Raw genomic sequence first — 18,957 nt, 5'->3', positions numbered from 1 at the left:
AAGAAGGAAGAAGATGAATATTTTTTGGTTGTCCTGCATAGTAATTGTGAAGATATATATTTTTTAGTTTCTTCCCTCACTCCCCTACTCCCCTACTCCCCTACTCCCCTACTCCCTCACTCCCCCACTCCCCTACTCCCCCAAGATGCTATCACAATTTACCTCTATCATCGGACAAAACCAAGCAATAGAATTATTAACCCAGGCAGTCGCCCATCAACGCATTGCCCCTGCTTATCTATTTGCAGGACCTTCAGGAATAGGGCGAGGTTTAACTGCCCAATGTTTTATCGAACTCCTATTCTCTAATACTCCCTCCCCTACCACTAACAGTTCATCCCTACAAAGTCGCATCCACAAAAGAAACCATCCAGACTTATTGTGGGTAGAGCCAACATATTTACATCAAGGAAAACTCTTGTCAGCAGCAGAAGCAACAGAAGCAGGAGTAAAACGCAAGTCACCGCCTCAAATACGTTTGGAACAAGTGCGCGATATTAGTCAATTTCTGGGTCGCCCTCCCCTAGAAGCAGCAAGATCAGTTGTAGTATTGCAGCAAGCTGAAACAATGAGAGAAAGTGCAGCAAATGGTTTATTGAAGACTTTGGAGGAACCAGGAAAACGAGCAACCTTGATTTTAATTGCTCCAGGAATTGACTCCTTGTTGCCAACTTTGGTGTCGCGCTGTCAACGTATTCCCTTTTATCGGTTGACTCAGGAAAATATGCAGTTAGTATTAGAAAAAGCGGGTTATGGGGAAATTTTGACTAACCCAGAAGTAATGGCAATGGCTCAAGGAAGTCCCGGAGAGGCGATCGCTTGTTGGCAGCAACTACAACAAATTCCAGCCGATATTCTGGAAATTGCGACTCAGGGTATTCGGGATACTCGTCAAGCATTGACAGTGGCGCGGGATATTAGTAAAAATTTGGATACAGAGGCGCAGTTATGGTTGATAGATTATTTACAGCATTATTATTGGAGACAGCAGCAACTTTACGGAGCGGAGTTTCTCCAGCATTTGGAAACAGCAAGAAAATATTTGCTTTCCTATGTACAACCTAGATTAGTTTGGGAATGTACATTGATGGCTATTATAGCTGAAGTCAGAAGTCAGAAGTCAGAAGTCAGAAGTTAAATTCGCACCACGAACTAAATTTGAGAGTAGCGAAAATGCCTTGATCTTCATTATTAGGAGAAGCTTTAAACCAAATTGATTAATTATCAATTATCCATTGGTTAAAGAAATAAGATAATAAGAAATATTCTTAGTTTTAACTTTTGACTTTTGATATCGTGTCCGTTTGTATCGTTTATGTAAAAGTTGGGGAAATATCTACCTATAAGATTTTTCCTTCTCTTACAGAAGTTTTCATTTCAGTAGACACTGAGGAGCGATTTCCTAAGGTCATGCTCCGCAAACGCGAATCGCCCCTACAGGGTTTTGGTTATGACAATGTGGTTTATCCATCTGAAAAGCGTTGTAAAACTTCTTCCTTCTTCCTTCTTCCTTCTTCCTTCTTACCTTTAACTTTTGACTTAATCAATGATATTATACTAAATGGCCAAACAATAGAAAAATAAATGACAGCAGTAAACACCCAAAAATTAGACGTATATGGTGTCGGTAACGCCTTAGTTGACATCCTTGCACTTGTAGAAGAAGAGTTTATCACTAAATATTCCCTACAAAAAAGTGGAATGACTCTGATGGATGCTCAAACACAAGGAGGAATTTTAGTAGGACTGGAAAACATCTCCTTAAAAAAGCGTTCCGGAGGTTCAGCCGCAAATTCCATGATAGCGATCGCTCAAAGTGGAGGAACAGGTATTTTTGTCGCCAAAGTCGCCAGTGATCCTAACGGAGAATTATACCGCCAAGATATGCTCGACTTTAAAATAGAGTTTAATGTACCTCCTACACCTACAGCAGATAACCCCACTGGTACATGTGTTGTACTGACAACCCCTGATGCTGAACGTACCATGTGTACAAACTTGGGAGCATCTGTAAATCTAAGTGCTACTGATATTGATGCAGAACAAATTAGACGTTGCCAATATAGTTATGTAGAAGGTTATTTGTGGACTGGAGACGACACCAAGAAAGCTTGTATTCAAGCAATGGAAGATTCTAAGCGTCAAGAAGTGGGAGTTTGTTTTACCTTCTCAGACCAGTTTTTAGTAGATCTGTTTGCTGATGACTTCCGTCAGGTACTTTCAAATTATTGTGATGTCTTATTCTGCAATGCTGATGAAGCGCGTAATTTCTGTGGAATAGAGTCTTTAGAAGAATCTGCAAAGAAAATTGGGGAGTTGGTAGAAACAGCTTTTATTACCGATGGAAAGGAAGGTTGTTTAGTGGTTAAGGATAAACAAATTACTTCTGTAGCTGGGTTTCCTGTAACAGCGATCGATACTGTTGGTGCCGGAGACGCTTTTGCTGGAGGTGTATTATATGGTCTCACTCATGGTTATCAACCTATTCAAGCTGCACGTTGGGGAAATTATCTAGCTTCTAATGTTGTACAAATTCAAGGTCCACGTTTAGAAGGATCTTGGGCAGATAAGGTTCAACAAATAGTTAACTAGCTATTAGTTTTTAGCACCATTTTAGTTGTATGAGCTAACAGTATAACAGTGCAAAATTTGTAGTAGACTGACACACCTTAAATGCTGCAATAGTAGGGGTGGGTTTTAGCTAGAATTTTAATGCTTACTCTAAGATTTACATAAACCCGCCCTAATACACACCCATTAGTTGTGTCAGTCTAGTAAGGTGTGTTAGACAGCTTTAATTCAGACTATGAAAGGGATTTAGCTATCCGTCGTAATGCACCATTTTAGTTGTGTCAGTTTACTAATATCAGCTTTTAGCACCATTTTAGAATTTGTAGTAGACCGTTTCACCTAAAATGGTGCATTAGCTTTTTTCGTAATCACCCCATCACCCCATCACCCCATCTCCCCATCCCCCCATTTTCTAATGCACATTTTTAGATGAAACAGTCCAGTAGGGTGCGTTAGACGGCTTGAGTTCAGACTATAAAATGGATTTAGCCATCCGTCGCAGGGCACCATTTCATTTTAGTTGTGTCAGTCTACTACTTGACTTTAACACTCCGCTACTTAACGGTGCGTTACGGCGCAATGTAATATTTGATCGTTCTAACATAGTTTTTAGTAAGCGCCTAACGCACCCTACTGGACTTTTTTATAAGAAAAGATAATAATTAATTATTAACTATTAATTATTAATTATTAATTATCAAACAAATCCCTACAAAACACATTTAGGCATCAATAGTTTAGCTATCGCTGACGGAGAAAAAGCTCAGGTGATAAATCTCAGATTTATAAGGATGATATTGAATTTCCCTAATAACAGTTTTACCATTCCAGGAAATTTCAGGAACTTTAAGATCAATAATAGTTTTGTTAGCAGAGGCTTTCTTTAACAACAACTGCACTTCCTTCACACCAATAGTTAATTCAACTGATTCTGTAACCTGATGACCATATAATACTGCAGGAATTAATCCTTCTCGTCGTAGCGCTTTAGTTTTGCTACCTTCAGGTCTTTTTTGACATTCTAATGTAACTTCCATCTTGACTTTTTTCTCTTAATTTGCTTATTGATTATACCATGTCCAGTTGAACACTTTAGAGGAAGGAAGGCAGAAGGCAGAGGTCAAAAAGGAATAAAAGGCAGAAATATACAATTGTGGTAGGCAAGATGTCCGCGCTACAAAGGTTTGATCGCAGCAAGAATTTAACTTCTGACTTCTAAATTCTAAATTCCAAATTCTAAATTCTAAGAAGATAACAGCGCCCGCTTAGGTCCATGAATTGGGTCTTCCACCACAATAGTCTGGTCACGACTGGCCCCAAGAGACACAATAGCAATAGGTACCTTCATCAACTCTGCCAAAAACCGTAAATAATCCAAAGCTTCCTTGGGTAAATCTTCCAGAGTCCGACAATCAACAGTCGATTGCTTCCAACCAGGCAATGTTTGATAAATGGGCTGACACTTAGCTAATTGTATAGAACTACTAGGAAAATCTTCGCAACGCTCACCTTCCATATCATAAGCCACACAAACCTGAATCTCATCCAACTCATCCAGCACATCCAACTTAGTAATCGCCATACAGTCCATACCATTAATTCGCACTGCATAACGTCCAATCACTGCATCAAACCATCCACAACGACGTTTACGACCTGTAGTTGTCCCAAACTCCGCTCCGCGATCGCCCAGTATTTCCCCAATCTCATCTTTAGCTTCTGTGGGGAATGGTCCTTCTCCAACTCTAGTAGTATAAGCCTTAGCTACCCCAATCACTCGGTCAATCATTGTCGGTCCAACCCCAGTACCCACACAAGCACCTCCTGCCACCGGATTTGAGGAAGTAACATAAGGATAAGTACCATGGTCTAAATCTAATAAAGTACCTTGCGCTCCCTCAAACAAAATATTCCGTCGCTGCTGAATGGCATTGTAAATCTTCAAAGACGCATCTATAACATGAGGTCTCAAGCGATCGGCATACTCTAAGTATTCTTTAACTACTTCCTCTGGGTCTAGGGGAGATAAATTATAGAGTTTTTCTAGAATTACATTCTTATAATTAACAGTCCAATGTACCTGCTCTCTCAATCTCTCTGGACTAATCAAATCTATGATCCGAATTCCTGTTCGCTCGGATTTATCGGCATAAGTTGGACCAATACCTCGGCCTGTCGTCCCAATTTTTTGACTACCCCGACGTTCCTCTGATGCCTTATCTATGAGTCGATGATAAGGCATTGTTACATGAGCAGCCTGAGAAATCATCAAATTTGCCGTAGAAATGCCTAAACCCTCTACCTGATCTAGTTCCTCAATTAGAACTTTAGGATCTATAACTGTTCCCGAACCAATGATACACTCAGTATCAGGATAAAGAATACCAGAAGGAATTAAATGTAGTTTAAATGTCTGGCCTTCAACAACTACTGTATGGCCAGCATTGACGCCCCCTTGGTAGCGCACAACTACATCTGCTGATTTGCTTAGTAAATCAGTAATTTTTCCTTTTCCTTCATCGCCCCACTGGGCACCTATCACAATTACGTTAGCCAAGGGTCTCCTCTACAGGTAGTTAACACGATTTGTAATTGTTACATTAACTAAAAATTATGTCAATTTATTTTTGTTAATTTTTGTTACAATGAATTCGATCTTGTTAGAGTAAGTAAGGAGTAGACCAACCTGATGTTTTCAATACCAGGTGCGGGTGTGATTCATAAGTAGGCGGAAAAGTATGGAATTTTTGGGATAAGTGAGGGTACGAAGTCAGAAGTCAGAAGTCAGAAGTCAGAAGTTGTTTTTAGAACAGGGATTTATGCCCCGCTCCAAAAACATTTCGCTTTAAAAGGCGGGGTTTTAAACCCAATTTTTTTGATAAAAACAATACTAAAGATTAAGCCTTTGTGTTAGGTGAGGAAACGGTATAAATAATTTCATACTCGTCACTCAATCATTACTATTGACCGTCAAACATATACCGAATACCGAATACTGAATACTTAAATCCCTCTTTGAAGATTTATTTTTATAGATACCTTCTTAGGATAGCAGAGATTTTTTTTGAATAAAAAATAAATAGTTTTCAAATTAGAATTATCTCCTATATTCTCCCCTCTATATTTAAATCTTAATCCACCCAAAATATTATCAGCTTAATTTGTAGTTTTACTGCCTAAAAAATATATAGAGCTAGCAGAGCTACAGATTTTCATCATATTTCTCTCAGACTAAAATATTCAGGATAAATCAAATTATTATGGCTTTACACGCAGAATTACATAGACATTTAGGAGGCTCCGTAGTTCCTAGAGTTTTATGGAGATATTTCCAACGTCAAAACCAGGAACTAGCAACTCGTTTTCCCGAATATCAACAATTTGAAGAATTTTATACTAAACCACGGAACACTTTAGATGAATATTTAGAACTACATACTTTAGTAGAACACGTTCAAACTATTGAGACATTACCATACTTTATTTATCGCTTAATTCGGGGTGCTTATACCTTTGAAAATTTAGCTTATTTAGAGTTACGTTATACACCTTACTTGAGAACTCCAGATAATTTATCTCAGTCTCAACGTATAGATTTAATGTCAGAAATAGTTGCAACTGTAGGTAAGGAAACTCAACAAAATGAGTATCCAATTGTTACCAGCCAAATTTTATGTACTCACACTCGTTTGCCCAATGAAGTAAATCAAGCAATTGTGGATTTAGCAGTGCAAATGCCAGAATATGTGTGTGCTATAGATGTAGCAGGAGGAGATAATAATTATAAAGAACGCATTGATGAGTTTATTAAACTCTATAAATATGCTCGTGAACAAGGAGTAAAAACTACTGGACATCTTTATGAAACTCCTAATGGTTGTCATCCAGAATTATTACCTTATTTAATGCGAATTGGTCATGGAATTCAAATACCTTTAAAATATCCAGAATTATTAAAAGAAGTAGCAAACCGGGGGCAATGTTTAGAACTTTGTCCTACGACTTATTTCAAAACAGGTACTATGGATAATATGAGTCAATTGAAGACAGTATTTGATAAATGTTTTGATGCTGGAGTAGATATTGCTATTTGTACAGATAATGCTGGTTTACATAATGTACGTTTGCCATTTGAATATGAGAATTTATTGACACTTGATGTAATTGATTTTCGACAATTACAAGCTTGTCAAGATGCAGCATTTCGTCATGCTTTTGCGTGGCCTCATGGTAAACGACCAGAGGAAATGTTAACAGGATTATTACAGCCAGAACCTTTAGTTGCAGGAGTCTTCAATAATTAATAATTAACAATTAATAATTAATAATTACCTCTCCTTAAAATAGTAGCAGTAGGGTGCGTTAGTGAAGCGTAACGCACCGAAAAAGTAGGAATAGAGTAGAGTAAGTCCAGTAGGGTGCGTTAGGCGCTGACTACAAATTACAGTCAAACTGTTAAACATTACCCCAGCGCCGTAACGCACCGTTGAGTAGTAGACCGACACAACTAAAATGGTGCGTTACGACCGATTGCTAAATCTCTTTCATAGTCTAGATTTTAGCTGTCTAACGCACCCTACAAATTTTACTGTTTTTTTATAACTGAACAAGACCACAGTGAAACAGTCTAGTAGGGTGCGTTACGCTTCGCTAACGCACCAAAAAAGTTGGCATAGGCGGTACTGGACTACTCGAAAATGGTGCGTTACGACGGAAAGCTAAATGCCTTCCACAGTCTAGATTTTAGCTGTCTAACGCACCCTACAAAACTCAACAAGACCACAGATTTAGACCTTGAGACTTAATCTAATTTAACAATTAAAGTTAAGATTTATTCGGTTTTCTCGACGTTTCATAAAGAGCGTTATTAGTATGTAGTATATACGTCTCATAAAAAGGAAGGGTTAAGTTATGAAACCTATGATTTGGCATCCTGAACCGAATGACGAAAAAGTTAATCAGTATCTTGATAGCAGCAATAAAGAACCGTGGTTAGCTTTCTTGGCAATTGGAGTGATAATTGTTTGTGTTTCTACACTCTTGATTTTGTTAGGAACTGTTTGAATGCGGGGTTTTCTGCTGCGATAGTCCTGGGAGTTGTTAGTCAACCGTTGTCATTAAAATACTTTAAAAATCGAATTTAATATTAGAGGATCTGCCTCTTGCCTCCTCCGAAGGAGCTAAGACTGACAGAGTATCTGACTTTTGCAGAGAAACTCATTTTTTCAGAAGAGCTGGCTCTTTGTTAAATTAATGGGAATTGAACAAAATGAAATAAACCTGCCCCCATTCCACCTGGGGCGGGGCGGGTTTAGATGAATTAATATCATGTACCAATATTTTTGGTGAAACCCGCCCCTACAGATCCCACTGATAACTGATAACTTAAAAAAACCCGCCCCTACAAATTTTTTAACGTTGATGACGTAGGGGCGGGTTCCGCCTAGCGTGTTAATGGGAATTGAACAAAATGAAATAAACCCGCCCCCATTCCACATGGTTATCAATATCAGCATTACAAAATATCACGTTCAAAGCGGAGCGGGTTTTGATAAATTAGCCAGTAGGGTGCCTTAGGCGCTGACCACAAATTACGGTTGAACTGTTAAACATTACACTGCGCCGTAACGCACCATTTTAGTTGTGTCAGTCCACTACTCAACGGTGCGTTACGACGGATTGTTAAATCTCTTTCACAATCTAGATTTTAGCCGCCTAACGCACCCTACAAATTTTGCACTGCTAATATAATGTTAAAAGCGGGGCGGGTTTAGATAAATTAATATCATGTACCAAGATTTTTGGCTAAACCCGCCCCTACAAATGGCAGTGATAACTGATAACTGATAACTGAAATGGTATCGTTGAAAAAAAAAGAGAAGGGTAAATTTCCTTCTCTTCTTGTTTTTAGGCATTGGTCTTTCTTTTGCTGCCTAGCATTAAACCGCTAAGTGTGATAAAACCTAAAATTAGGTTGGGTTCAGGTGTTGAGGCAGGGGAGATTGGGTTCCCCGAAGAGGATGGTGTAAATCTGGCTATGTATTGGTGTTGTCTGTCATCCACATTCCAAAATGCACCTCCGAGCCCATAATTGTCACCCCAATAATAACCCGATTGCTCCCTTCTCTGATCGACTCCCGCGTTCGTATATATATACAACACATCACTAAACTGAGTGGGAGGAGGACCTGAAGAAGATTCAAAGGCAAAATCATCAACTGACTCGACCAAAGCAACAAAAGCAGCCTCTGCATCGACCAGGTTGCTGAAGTCAAAACTTAAACCGCCAAAGCCATCATCATACACACTTCCTAAGGTACCATTCTCAATAGTCACATCATAAAGGGAGTTTTCAACAAGAAGGTTCTCCACCTTCTCATATTTACCATCTGAGTCAGAGTCTATTAGACGTAGTTGAGGCGCCACAGCAGCGTTGGGTGCGAACAGTGCGAAAGAAGAAGCCAAGACGGCGGAACTGAGACCACAGAAGCAGGAAGTAAATAAGTTGCGAAGATTCGATTCTTGGGTATTTGTTTTGAGGAAATTCATATGGTGGGGTTTTGGTTTGTTGTGTGTTTACATTTTTATCATAATTTCTCCCCCCTAGTGTCAACAGCATTTCAGCAACTTCATCAAATCTTGTTAAAAGAGGGAATTTCTCAATATATTTACTTAATTGATATTCACGCGCACGTTTTGTGATTTTATTCGCTTTTTGTTTTCAAACTTTATTAAACCTTGCTGCTTTTAGCACTTCTATTTTTGCGATCGCCAATGGACGTGTATATTTTTTCATTATCATTTGCGAATATTTACAGTGTGTCCTCATCAATCAGACTTTAGTGCTGGAAACACAACAACGAAAATCTAAAATCTAAAAGGTGGGACAGACTCCAGCTCATGGATCTATGATGGATATCATATCATGGACATTATTTTGGGTTTTTGATGAAAACCGTCCCTAGAAATTTTTCAACGTTAATCATGTAGGGGCGGGTTCCTCCGTTAAGTTAACGGGAATTCCACAAAACGAAATAAACCCGCCCCCATCCGACGTTTAATCATTAAATCAATAAGGATGATTGGATTACCCGCAGGTTGAAGGGGGGCGGGTTTTGGTGAATTAATATCATGTCTCAAAATTTTTGATGAAACCCGCCCCTACAATTTTCTTCTCCCGAAACCAATTAACAGCATCCTGAAGCGCGACTCTAATTGAAGACTGAGGTAAACCTAATTCTGTCACCGCCTTAGAAGCATCATAATACATCTTTTGTTGAGACATCCGCACCCCATCCAAAGGAACAGAAGGTTGTTTTCCCAAAGGTGCAAGAATTTTTTCATCAACCAACGCCACAGTCAAAGGCAACCATACCGGAATAGTTTCTCTCGGAGCAGGTAAACCTGTAATTTCCTCCAATACATCAAGTAATTCCTTCAGAGTCAAATTTTGATTACCTAAAATATAGCGATCGCCACTTTTGCCTTTTTCCAAAGCCAACAAATGACCCCATGCCACATCCCGAACATCTATAATATTTAAACCAGTATCTACATAAGCAGGCATTTGCCGACGCAAAAATCGCACAATAATATCACCAGTCGGAGTAGGTTTAATATCCCAAGCACCAACAGGAGCAGTAGGATTAACAATTACCACATCTTGACCAAGATCAAACGCCCTCACTGCCTCTTGTTCCGCCAAAAACTTAGACTTTTTATAATCTCCCACCAACTTCTCCACTGGAGACTGATGGGTTTCATCAACAACTTTCCCAGAAACTCCCACCCCAATAGCAGCAACAGAACTTGTATAAACCGTCCGCTCAATTTTTGCCCGTCGCGCTGCTGCCAAAACATTGCGCGTACCCAACACATTATTTTTGTAAACTAACTCTCTATCTTTTTGCCACAAAGAATAATGAGCAGCTACATGAAATAAAACCTGACACCCTGCCATCAACTCAGACAAGTGGGAATCATTTAAGTCTCCCACTACAACTTCTACATCTAAACCTTGGAGGTTATCAAGACGACTTGTGGGGCGGACGAGCGATCGTACAGCGTAACCCTGCTGAAGTAACAACCGCACTAAATTCGCCCCAATAAAACCACTTGCACCAGTAACAAAAGCTTTCATTATCAAATCAAAAAGTAGGAGAGAAATCGGGTTTTTTATGATATAGAATTCGGATAATTGCTATAGCCAAGTCATTGCGACTGGAACGGAGTGAAAGGTTTGCGGAGCATGCCGGCACGGATAGCAATCTCAAGAGTGGCAAGAGATTGCTTCCTATAGTTACAATGACAACTTTTCAGCCAGATTATATATAACACAAACCTGGTTTCTACAAAAGTTGTCAATTTCTAAAATCCAGCAGCATCTACAATGACGCTATCGCAAGACCTTCCACTTGTTGGCACCAAAACATCCGCCAACTTTTCCCCAACTAGAGGTCTGCGCATTTTAATTTGCAGTTCACTAATTAACCCATTCTTACATCTAATCTTCACACTTTTGCCTGCACCATCTCCAAAAGAATTGTCAAAAGCTGTTTCAATTTGAGACTGAGTAATTCTTTTACCAATATTTGCTTCAAATAAATATTGTACTTCCGAAGTATTTACTTCATTCAATAAATCTAAGGCAATATCAAAGTAAGTATCCTCATCTCGACCATCACAAGTACCATGTTTAATCCACTCGTGACGATGTAGATAAGACCGCTTACTAGGCATTACTTTTGCTAATTCAGAGGTAGTCTCTCGATCCAAATCTAGAGGTGGTAAATCATCCCATTCTCTCTGCTTATCATCATTTATATCTTCATCAGAAACTCCACAATAGTCAAGTCTGTCAGGCCACAAACCATGTAAAGTAAAGTTAGTCGCATCATAGCGATCTGCAGTCTGGGAAATACATTCAGGTTTGTATTGCATTGTCTGACAGAAACTAGGTTGCCAACTAATAGCAAATACATATTTCTCTGCACAACCTTCATCAGGACAATTTTCTACAGTCTTGTTTTCTGCTGTTTTACTTATTTTTTCATCCCTAATTTCCCCACTAGGATTAAATTGACCACAGTTTTTGTTTACCCACTTACTTTTTCCATCTACTTTTATATAAAAATAGTCTCCAGATTCTTTATTTAGTCCTAAGACTTGGTAAACTTTTCCTGGTTCAAGAGTGATAGGTTCAGTTTGCTTTCTGAAGCTAGTGTAAGCTTCACAACTATTGACTTTGAAATCCCCACTAACATTATATAAGGCGAAAGCTGGGTTTTGTCCAAGTAGGAAAAAACATAACAAGAATGTGATGATTAATCTCACGACATCTCCTTTTTAATTGTTGTACAACTACTGCGGGTATTATTTCATTATAAATTAAATTTACCACTACCTGTTCATATTAAACAAGGAAGTAGTAGTGCGGTGTCAAGCCTTAAATGTTACTTTAGAAAAATGCTAGGATGCTAATTTTTCAAAGCTTGACATCAAAGATATATTCCACTATTTTAAGCAAAATTGTAGGGTGTGTTATACGGCTTAAATTCATACTATGAAAGGAATTTAGTAATCCGTCGTAACGTACCATTGAATATTGGGACTTACACAACTTAACTGCCAAAATTAGACTATAATGCTTGTAAATCAAGGATTTTACGTCAAAGTTCTCGATCACAATGAAAGAAACAACCCCTGCTGCAATGCCCCCTTGTTTTGAAAAGTGGTGTCAACAGTTTGATGATTGTTGGAAAAACCCAGCGCAAAAAATAGGATTCCGTCATTACTTAGGTGGATTACTAGGAGATAGTGAAAGGAAAAACAGATCTCAAATGGCCAATAACTCTATTGGAGTCGTTTATAATCGGTTACATCATTTCATCGCACATTCCCCTTGGAAGGCAAGTATAATCAATCAACGTCGTCTAGAAATAATTAATAAACGTTCTCAAACTAAATTCAAGAAAGGATTTAGTTTGATTTTAGACGATTCGGGACACCGAAAAAGTGGTAATTTTACGTCTGGAGTAGGCCGACAATACATAGGAGAAATTGGTAAAACAGACAATGGAATAGTAACTGTAACAACTCATTATTATGATGGTAAAAAAAGTTTCCCTTTAGATCTTAAATTATATCAAAATTCAAGCTCTTTACCAGAAGGAAAAGATGACAAATTATTTCAGAAAAAGCCAGATATAGGAATAGAGTTAATAGACAGCAGTCTGAGGAGAGGCCATCGTCCAGGAATAGTTTTAATTGATGGTGGTTATGGCAATAATACAACATTTCTGAAAAAACTCGAAGAAAGGGAATTAAAATACTTAGGAAAAATCGCAAAAAATCGAAAAATAGTAGTTAAACAAAAATCCAACGAAGAAATAGAAACTAGAATAGATGAATTATCTAAAAGTATACCAATAGAGGAATTTGAACAAGTTATCTTAAGTTTAGAAAAACAAAAAAAAGTTTGGGTGACGACATTTACAGCATCGACTTCACGGCTTTTTGGAGAAAGAACATTTGCTATCGTTATGAATGCTAGTTCTGTAGAAGAGGCCACAGAAGTTGATTATTTTATTACCAATGTTGAGCCATCAAAAGCAACATCTGAGTGGATAGTCAATAGTTACTCAAACAGAAATTGGATAGAAGTTTTTTATCGAGAAGCTAAAGGATGGTTGGGGTTAAGAGAATATCAAGTAAGAGATAAATGGAGTCTAGAACGCCATTTTATATTGGTATTTTGTGCCTATACTTTTATCATTTGTCATAAGTTAACTGGGGGATTACGAAGGCAATGGGCTAACAAACCTTTGAAGACCTTTACTGAGGCTTTAGAAGCTTTTCGTACAGCTATGTCTTTCCGTTTTTTTGATTGGTTGGCTAATAACCGCGACGTATTTGCCTCTCACAGAGAGAGTTTGGGCTATATTTGGGGTTAAAAGTTGTGTAAGTCCCAATATGTGTAAACCTACTACTACCAGACTGGTATAGACGGTGCGTTACATTTCATTAACGCACCCTACCAGACTTCTCCTCTACTCCCCTACTCCCTACTCCCTAAAATAGACAAAGACTTATCAACAGAAACCAAAGTATTTGCACAAATTACCCCAGAAGCAGCAACCGCTGGTACTCCAATACCTGGCATTGTACTATCTCCCACCCGATATAAACCAGAAATAGGAGTTTGAGGTCCGGGAAAACTACCTTTACCAGCAGCAATAGCAGGTCCGTAAGTACCCTGATAACGACGCAAAAAGCGAGCATGAGTCAGAGGTGTACCAATTAATTCTAAAGTTATACGTTGGCGAATATCGGGAATTACCTTTTCTAAAGCAAGAAACAAAGATTCTGCTTTTTCCCGTTTCCGTTGCGGATAAGATTCATCTTTTTGCCAACCGGAAAAAGATTCCAAAGTATAAGCATGAACCACATGATGACCGGGAGGTGCTAAAGTAGAATCCCAAACGGAAGGAATAGAAATCATACAAGTATTGCCAGGAGTTGAAATATCAACATCTCCATCATGAACAACTACATGATGTCCGGTTAAACCTTCTAAACCATCAGCACGAATACCTAAATGTAAGTGCATAAAACTTTCTACCGCAGGAGTTGCCAAAGCAGGTTCACGGAAAGAAGGGGGTAAATCTTCAGGTCTCAACAAATTAGTATAGGTATCCCAAATCGTAGCATTGGAGATAACAATATTAGCCCTAATAATTTGATCTCCTCGTAAACGAACTCCTACAGCTTTACCAGATTCTATTAATATTTCTTCTACATGAGCATTCAAACGTAATTCACCACCCCAACGTTCTAAACCTCTAACCAAAGCATCAACTATTGCCGCACTACCACCAATAGGATATTCAATCACTGAATTAGAACGTTCTCCAAACATAAACGCCACCTCTGGAGCAACAGTACCATCAGCTTTCAACCCAGACAGAAGAAAACATTCCAAATCAATTAAACGGCGCACCCAAGGGTCTTTTACCCATTTATCCACGATTTGTCCAACGGAACCCCCTATATCCCCCAGGGAAGGCAACATCTTCAGTAAGGATAGTCCATATTTTCCCAATAAAATTGGTATTAACCAAAAATCAGCCCTTAAAGCTATAGGTGGAACTTCTTTCAGGCCAGCATACAATTGTAAAAGATTATCTTGAAAAAGTTTTAATTCTTTAGCTCCTTGAGTCGTAAATTTAGCAACAGCTTCTAGGTAAGATGACTCATTAGCATAAACTGGCAAACTACCTTCAGGAAAATGATAATGTCCCAGAGGGTCATAAACAACTGTCTCAATAGATTCGCCTAAAATGCTGAGGACTTTTTGTAAAGGATTAAGACTATGAGGGTCAGCCAACCCACAATAAAAAGATGGACCAGAATCAAAATGGAAACCTTGACGTGAGAAAGAGTGAGCTGCCCCTCCAGGAATACTATGGCTTTCACAAATTACTACCTTTTTGCCATAGTAGGCGAGCATTGCTCCAGCAACTAAGCCTCCTATGCCACTACCAATTACAATCACATCTAGATTTTCTGCTACCATATAAATTTATTTTTGACAATAGTATTTACAGTTATTATTGTTATAGCAGTCGAAGCAAAGGTTAGGATATTTATTAATCCTGTTTGCGCAGCATTCCGTAGGAAAACTCTTTAATATTATGCTGTTCCCTGTTCCCTCTCTTGGTGCGCGTTCCCAAGCCAGTCCGTTGGGCGGGTCTCCCGACTTGAAGGAACTGGCGTTTGCGTCTGTCGCCGACGCGGGGTCGCACCGCTATTCCCTATTCCCTAGCGCGACACGCTATAAGTTAATCAATTTTGACTGTAGCAAAGTAGCTGATTGATGACAAATCGACTTACTTTAATAAGAATTTCCTGTGGAAGCTTACCATAGTAATATTATTTATAATGGCTTGATTCTGGTTTATAATTAGAAGCAAATCAAAGACACCAATTAAAGTAATATTTTGGTTAAAAGATAAGTATTATAAATAAATTACCTCAAACTTAAATAATTAGAAAAATATTGTATAGATTATTCAGGGAGAAAAAATATGGAATCATTTTTAATGATAGATACAGTAGTTAAAGAATTAGAAAAAGATGCAGATTTAATTAGAATGAAGAAAGTTATTTATTGTGCTTGTGAAGGCAGATGGGAGAATGATGAAACTAAATTATCAGAAATTAATCTGAAAGAATTAATAGAGGAATTATATAATAAAACAGGGAATATAGAAACCTTAGACCATAGGTTGTCTCGCATAGTTTCTAAAGTTAATAAAAAAACAGAATATAGTTTATTAGCACAGAAAATCATCACCAGTGTGGGGAAACTATATCCTGAAGAAGAAGAAGATATGACAGTTATGGAATCTAGTCCAAACTGGAGTCTTGATGGTTCAGATGAGCACACAGTTTTAAAAGGGAAATTAGCAGTAGAAGAATCTTATTCAAGAGATCCTGGAAAGTTATTTGATGTCCGGGAAAAAATCATGCAAGGCACTAATCCATTAAAAGCAAAAGTTCTGATTTTTTCTACCGTAGAACATCAATTTAATTTTAGTGAAAGGGATTGGTTATTACTGAAAACCAAGAACTTAGATAGTTTACTCAGACAAATATTTAATTCATGCACATCTATAACAGACTTAGAATCTTCTTTATATATCACAGCTAATAATTTTGAGGAACCAGATGAATATACCCAAATAGCTAATATAATTATTAATGCTTTAACTCCTTGCTATTCACAAGAAATTATCGTTCCAGAAAGTGAAGCAGAAACTGAAGAATCTGAAGTATCAGCATCAGAGACAAAAAGAACAGATATAGACAGTAATAATTATTTTCAGGAAGGTGGTATTGCTCTGGTAAGTCAAAAAGAGCCAGAAATTGCGAATGAAGAAAATGAAGAACAATCTATAAGTTCATCTGAACCTTCTACAGCAGAAATCATCGACGACACTACAAATCAAACAGAAACAGAAGAAGAAGATATTGCTGACTCAATTGATTACGAAGAAATTGTAAATCCTACTCCTACAGAACCTACAATAGTAACTCAAGGTCAATATAAAAAACCTTCTCTAGGAGGGAAAAATATCCTAGATTCAATCAAAAAAAAATTAGAGATAGAAAATGAAATTTCGGCTTTAGTAAATCAAAAAGTTGATTCTGTAATGGATGCTATAGAAGCACAATTTATTTCCCTAGAAGAAAGCTTAAATAAACTTTTACAAAGTGAGCCAGAAGAAAAACGTTTATCATTAAAATATACAGCTTTAGAAGATTTAATTAGTAATATTCAGGATAAATCCACAAAATTTAGAGAAATTCTCAAGCAATTAGAAATAGAAGAAAGGAAAACACTAAACCCCAATAAATCTGGCAATACTATCAATACAGGATTGGAGCAAGAACAAGAAATTTATGATGAAAACCAACAAAAAATTATTGAATTAGCAACACAAGGAAATCCCAAGGCAGTTGCCATAATAATTAATCAATCACTTCAGCAACAAGGTATTACTGTTATAGCTGGGAGGAAAAATGGTTATCTGCATATTGTTGTAGAATCAGAACAAGTTCCTAATCAAGAAATTGTCACTCCAGTAGTCCAAAAACAAATTGCTAATTTACAATCAGAATATCTCAAAAATATCAAAATTTATGGCAGACAATCAGGTGATAAATCAATTATTTGGACGCAGACAATTTCTTTTTAGAGAGTAGGGAGTAGGGGAGTAGGGGAGTAGGGGAGTAGGAAAGCAACTTTACCTTTGTAATTTGAGAGACTCTATAATAGGACTTACGCAAAGAAACCCGGTTTCTACAGTAAATCATTGTTTTGAACAATAGACATCTACAAGAAACCGGGTTTCTGGGTTCACCTGCGTAAGTCCTGTATAATTTAGAAATTCATAATTTTTAATCTGATAATTTTTACTTTTTTAAGCAAATTTAAACACAGGAAAATCATAATGAGTGGTCGTGAAATTCTCAGGAAATATGCAGCAGGAGAAACCGATTTTCGAGGTATTAATCTCAAAGGTATTCAATTAAATGGAGCAGACTTAATTGGTGCAAATTTTTCTGGGGCTGATCTTCAGGGAGCAGACCTCGTGCTGGCATTTCTAAATCGAGTCAATTTCCAACGCGCTAATTTAATAACAGCTAAACTTAGTGGTGCATATCTCACTCAAGCTAATTTGGAAGCTGTCAATATGGCGGATGTCGATCTTCATGGAGCCAACTTACAGAATGCAGACTTTCGACTGGCCAATCTAGAGTTAGCAACCTTGATTGATGCTAATCTGAGTGGGGCAGATATGCGTGGAATTAATCTCCAGGGGGCAGATATGCGCGGTGCTTATATGCGTGGGGCAAATCTCCGCTTTGAAAAACGAGCTTATGACATAGCTAATCTTAAAGGAGTAAATCTGCGGGGTGCCGATCTGCGTGGTGTTGATTTGACTGGAGCTGATTTAACTAAGGCTGATTTGAGAGGAGCAAACCTCAGTGAAGTTTTGCTGAGAGGGGCTAAGTTAACTAAAGCTAATTTATCTCAAGCAATTTTAGATGGTGCATTTTTAACAGAGGCTAATTTGGCAGGGGTTAATTTATCTGGGGCGAGTTTAATTAATGCTAAATTTGAAAGAGCTGGATTAATGGATACTCGTCTGAATGAGGCTAACTTAACTGGGGCAGTTATGGCAGATGTAAAGTTGGGTAAATCTCAGTTAGTAGGAGCTAACCTAACTCAAGTGAATTTAGTCAGGGCTGACCTGAGTCGAGCTAATTTAAGTAAGGCCAATCTTAATAAAGCTGACCTCACTGATGCCTACCTAGCAAAAGCAAATTTCCGTAATTCTAATCTGAATGACTCTATCTTAACTAGGGTGGAATTAAGCACTGCTAATTTAAGTGGCGCTCAAATGCAAGGTGCTTCTATGCCTAATGGAGATATTCACGGTTAACGAAGTCAGAAGTCAGTAGGGATGAATGGCCATTAGCCCTACAGGAGGCGGAACCAACCCCTACGTCATTAGATGATAAAATCGTAGGGGCGGGTTTCACCACAAATCTGGTGATAACTGATTGATTTGTCGATCGCCCGCCCCGCTTTCAACCTGATATTGGGTAATGCTGATATTGATAACCATGTTAAATGGGGGGCGGGTTTATTTAAAATTTTGTTGACTTCCCATTAACACCCTATGTGGAACCCGCCCCTACATCATCAACGTTACAAAAATTGTAGGGGCGGGTTTCAACAAAAATCTGGTGATAACTGATTAATTTGTCGATCGCCCGCCCCGCTTTCAACCTGATATTGGGTAATGCTGATATTGA

General features: G+C 38.1%; 14 protein-coding genes. 8 read left to right on the top strand and 6 right to left on the bottom strand.

The annotated features are described in order from the left end of the window. Positions 1–145: 145 nt before the first annotated feature. The 3 genes from ACP6PK_RS04240 (at position 146) to ACP6PK_RS04230 (ending at position 2,592) form a co-directional block, all read left to right on the top strand. A complete protein-coding gene (locus ACP6PK_RS04240) occupies positions 146–1,138 on the top strand; it encodes a DNA polymerase III subunit delta' (protein ID WP_426558036.1) in 993 nt (330 codons plus the stop codon). Positions 1,139–1,296: 158 nt separating this feature from the next. Next, positions 1,297–1,584 carry a hypothetical protein gene (locus ACP6PK_RS04235; RefSeq protein ID WP_426558034.1) on the top strand — a complete coding sequence of 96 codons (288 nt, stop codon included), beginning with the start codon at positions 1,297–1,299 and terminating at the stop codon, positions 1,582–1,584. Next, entirely contained in the window at positions 1,585–2,592 is a 1,008-nt protein-coding gene (locus ACP6PK_RS04230; RefSeq protein ID WP_426558032.1) for an adenosine kinase, read from the top strand. It begins immediately after the preceding gene. A gap of 716 nt (positions 2,593–3,308) precedes the next feature. On the opposite strand, the gene rplY is transcribed toward ACP6PK_RS04230, so the two are convergent. Both rplY and ACP6PK_RS04220 read right to left on the bottom strand, forming a co-directional pair. Then, complete coding sequence (gene rplY / locus ACP6PK_RS04225) at positions 3,309–3,608, bottom strand: 50S ribosomal protein L25 (RefSeq protein ID WP_426558030.1); 300 nt, start codon at positions 3,606–3,608, stop codon at positions 3,309–3,311. A 206-nt stretch (positions 3,609–3,814) separates the two neighbouring features. After that, positions 3,815–5,128 (bottom strand): adenylosuccinate synthase, encoded by a 1,314-nt coding sequence (locus ACP6PK_RS04220; RefSeq protein ID WP_426558028.1) that lies wholly within the window; start codon positions 5,126–5,128, stop codon positions 3,815–3,817. Positions 5,129–5,831: 703 nt separating this feature from the next. Between ACP6PK_RS04220 and ACP6PK_RS04215 the strand changes: the two genes are divergently transcribed. After that, a complete protein-coding gene (locus tag ACP6PK_RS04215; protein WP_426558026.1) occupies positions 5,832–6,875 on the top strand; it encodes an amidohydrolase family protein in 1,044 nt (347 codons plus the stop codon). 607 nt (positions 6,876–7,482) lie between these two features. After that, entirely contained in the window at positions 7,483–7,635 is a 153-nt protein-coding gene (locus ACP6PK_RS04210) for a hypothetical protein (RefSeq protein WP_168186545.1), read from the top strand. An 843-nt stretch (positions 7,636–8,478) separates the two neighbouring features. Here the strand turns inward: ACP6PK_RS04210 and ACP6PK_RS04205 are convergent. The 3 genes from ACP6PK_RS04205 to ACP6PK_RS04195 form a co-directional block, all read right to left on the bottom strand. Next, entirely contained in the window at positions 8,479–9,120 is a 642-nt protein-coding gene (locus tag ACP6PK_RS04205) for a hypothetical protein (protein WP_426558024.1), read from the bottom strand. A gap of 580 nt (positions 9,121–9,700) precedes the next feature. Continuing rightward, on the bottom strand, positions 9,701–10,711 hold the full coding sequence (hpnA, locus tag ACP6PK_RS04200) for a hopanoid-associated sugar epimerase (RefSeq protein ID WP_426558022.1): 1,011 nt from the start codon (positions 10,709–10,711) through the stop codon (positions 9,701–9,703). A 227-nt stretch (positions 10,712–10,938) separates the two neighbouring features. Further along, on the bottom strand, positions 10,939–11,904 hold the full coding sequence (locus tag ACP6PK_RS04195; RefSeq protein ID WP_426558020.1) for a ribonuclease T2: 966 nt from the start codon (positions 11,902–11,904) through the stop codon (positions 10,939–10,941). Positions 11,905–12,257: 353 nt separating this feature from the next. On the opposite strand from ACP6PK_RS04195, the gene ACP6PK_RS04190 reads away from it, so the two are divergent. Beyond that, the gene (locus ACP6PK_RS04190; protein WP_426558018.1) at positions 12,258–13,523 is read left to right on the top strand and encodes an IS701 family transposase; all 1,266 of its coding nucleotides are present in this window, start codon (positions 12,258–12,260) and stop codon (positions 13,521–13,523) included. 104 nt (positions 13,524–13,627) lie between these two features. Here the strand turns inward: ACP6PK_RS04190 and ACP6PK_RS04185 are convergent, their stop codons facing one another. Then, positions 13,628–15,145, bottom strand: coding sequence for a phytoene desaturase family protein (locus ACP6PK_RS04185; protein ID WP_426558016.1), 1,518 nt, complete (start codon positions 15,143–15,145; stop codon positions 13,628–13,630). Between the two features lie 511 nt (positions 15,146–15,656). On the opposite strand from ACP6PK_RS04185, the gene ACP6PK_RS04180 reads away from it, so the two are divergent. Together ACP6PK_RS04180 and ACP6PK_RS04175 are read left to right on the top strand one after the other, a co-directional pair. Continuing rightward, the gene (locus ACP6PK_RS04180; RefSeq protein ID WP_426558014.1) at positions 15,657–17,330 is read left to right on the top strand and encodes a hypothetical protein; all 1,674 of its coding nucleotides are present in this window, start codon (positions 15,657–15,659) and stop codon (positions 17,328–17,330) included. 255 nt (positions 17,331–17,585) lie between these two features. Next, positions 17,586–18,581, top strand: coding sequence for a pentapeptide repeat-containing protein (locus ACP6PK_RS04175; protein WP_426558012.1), 996 nt, complete (start codon positions 17,586–17,588; stop codon positions 18,579–18,581). Positions 18,582–18,957: the final 376 nt, after the last annotated feature.

Source organism: Dapis hubbardiae BLCC-M172 (assembly GCF_050016015.1).
Taxonomy (GTDB): Bacteria; Cyanobacteriota; Cyanobacteriia; order Cyanobacteriales; family Microcoleaceae; genus Trichodesmium.
This window is presented reverse-complemented; position numbering and strand designations above follow the sequence as displayed.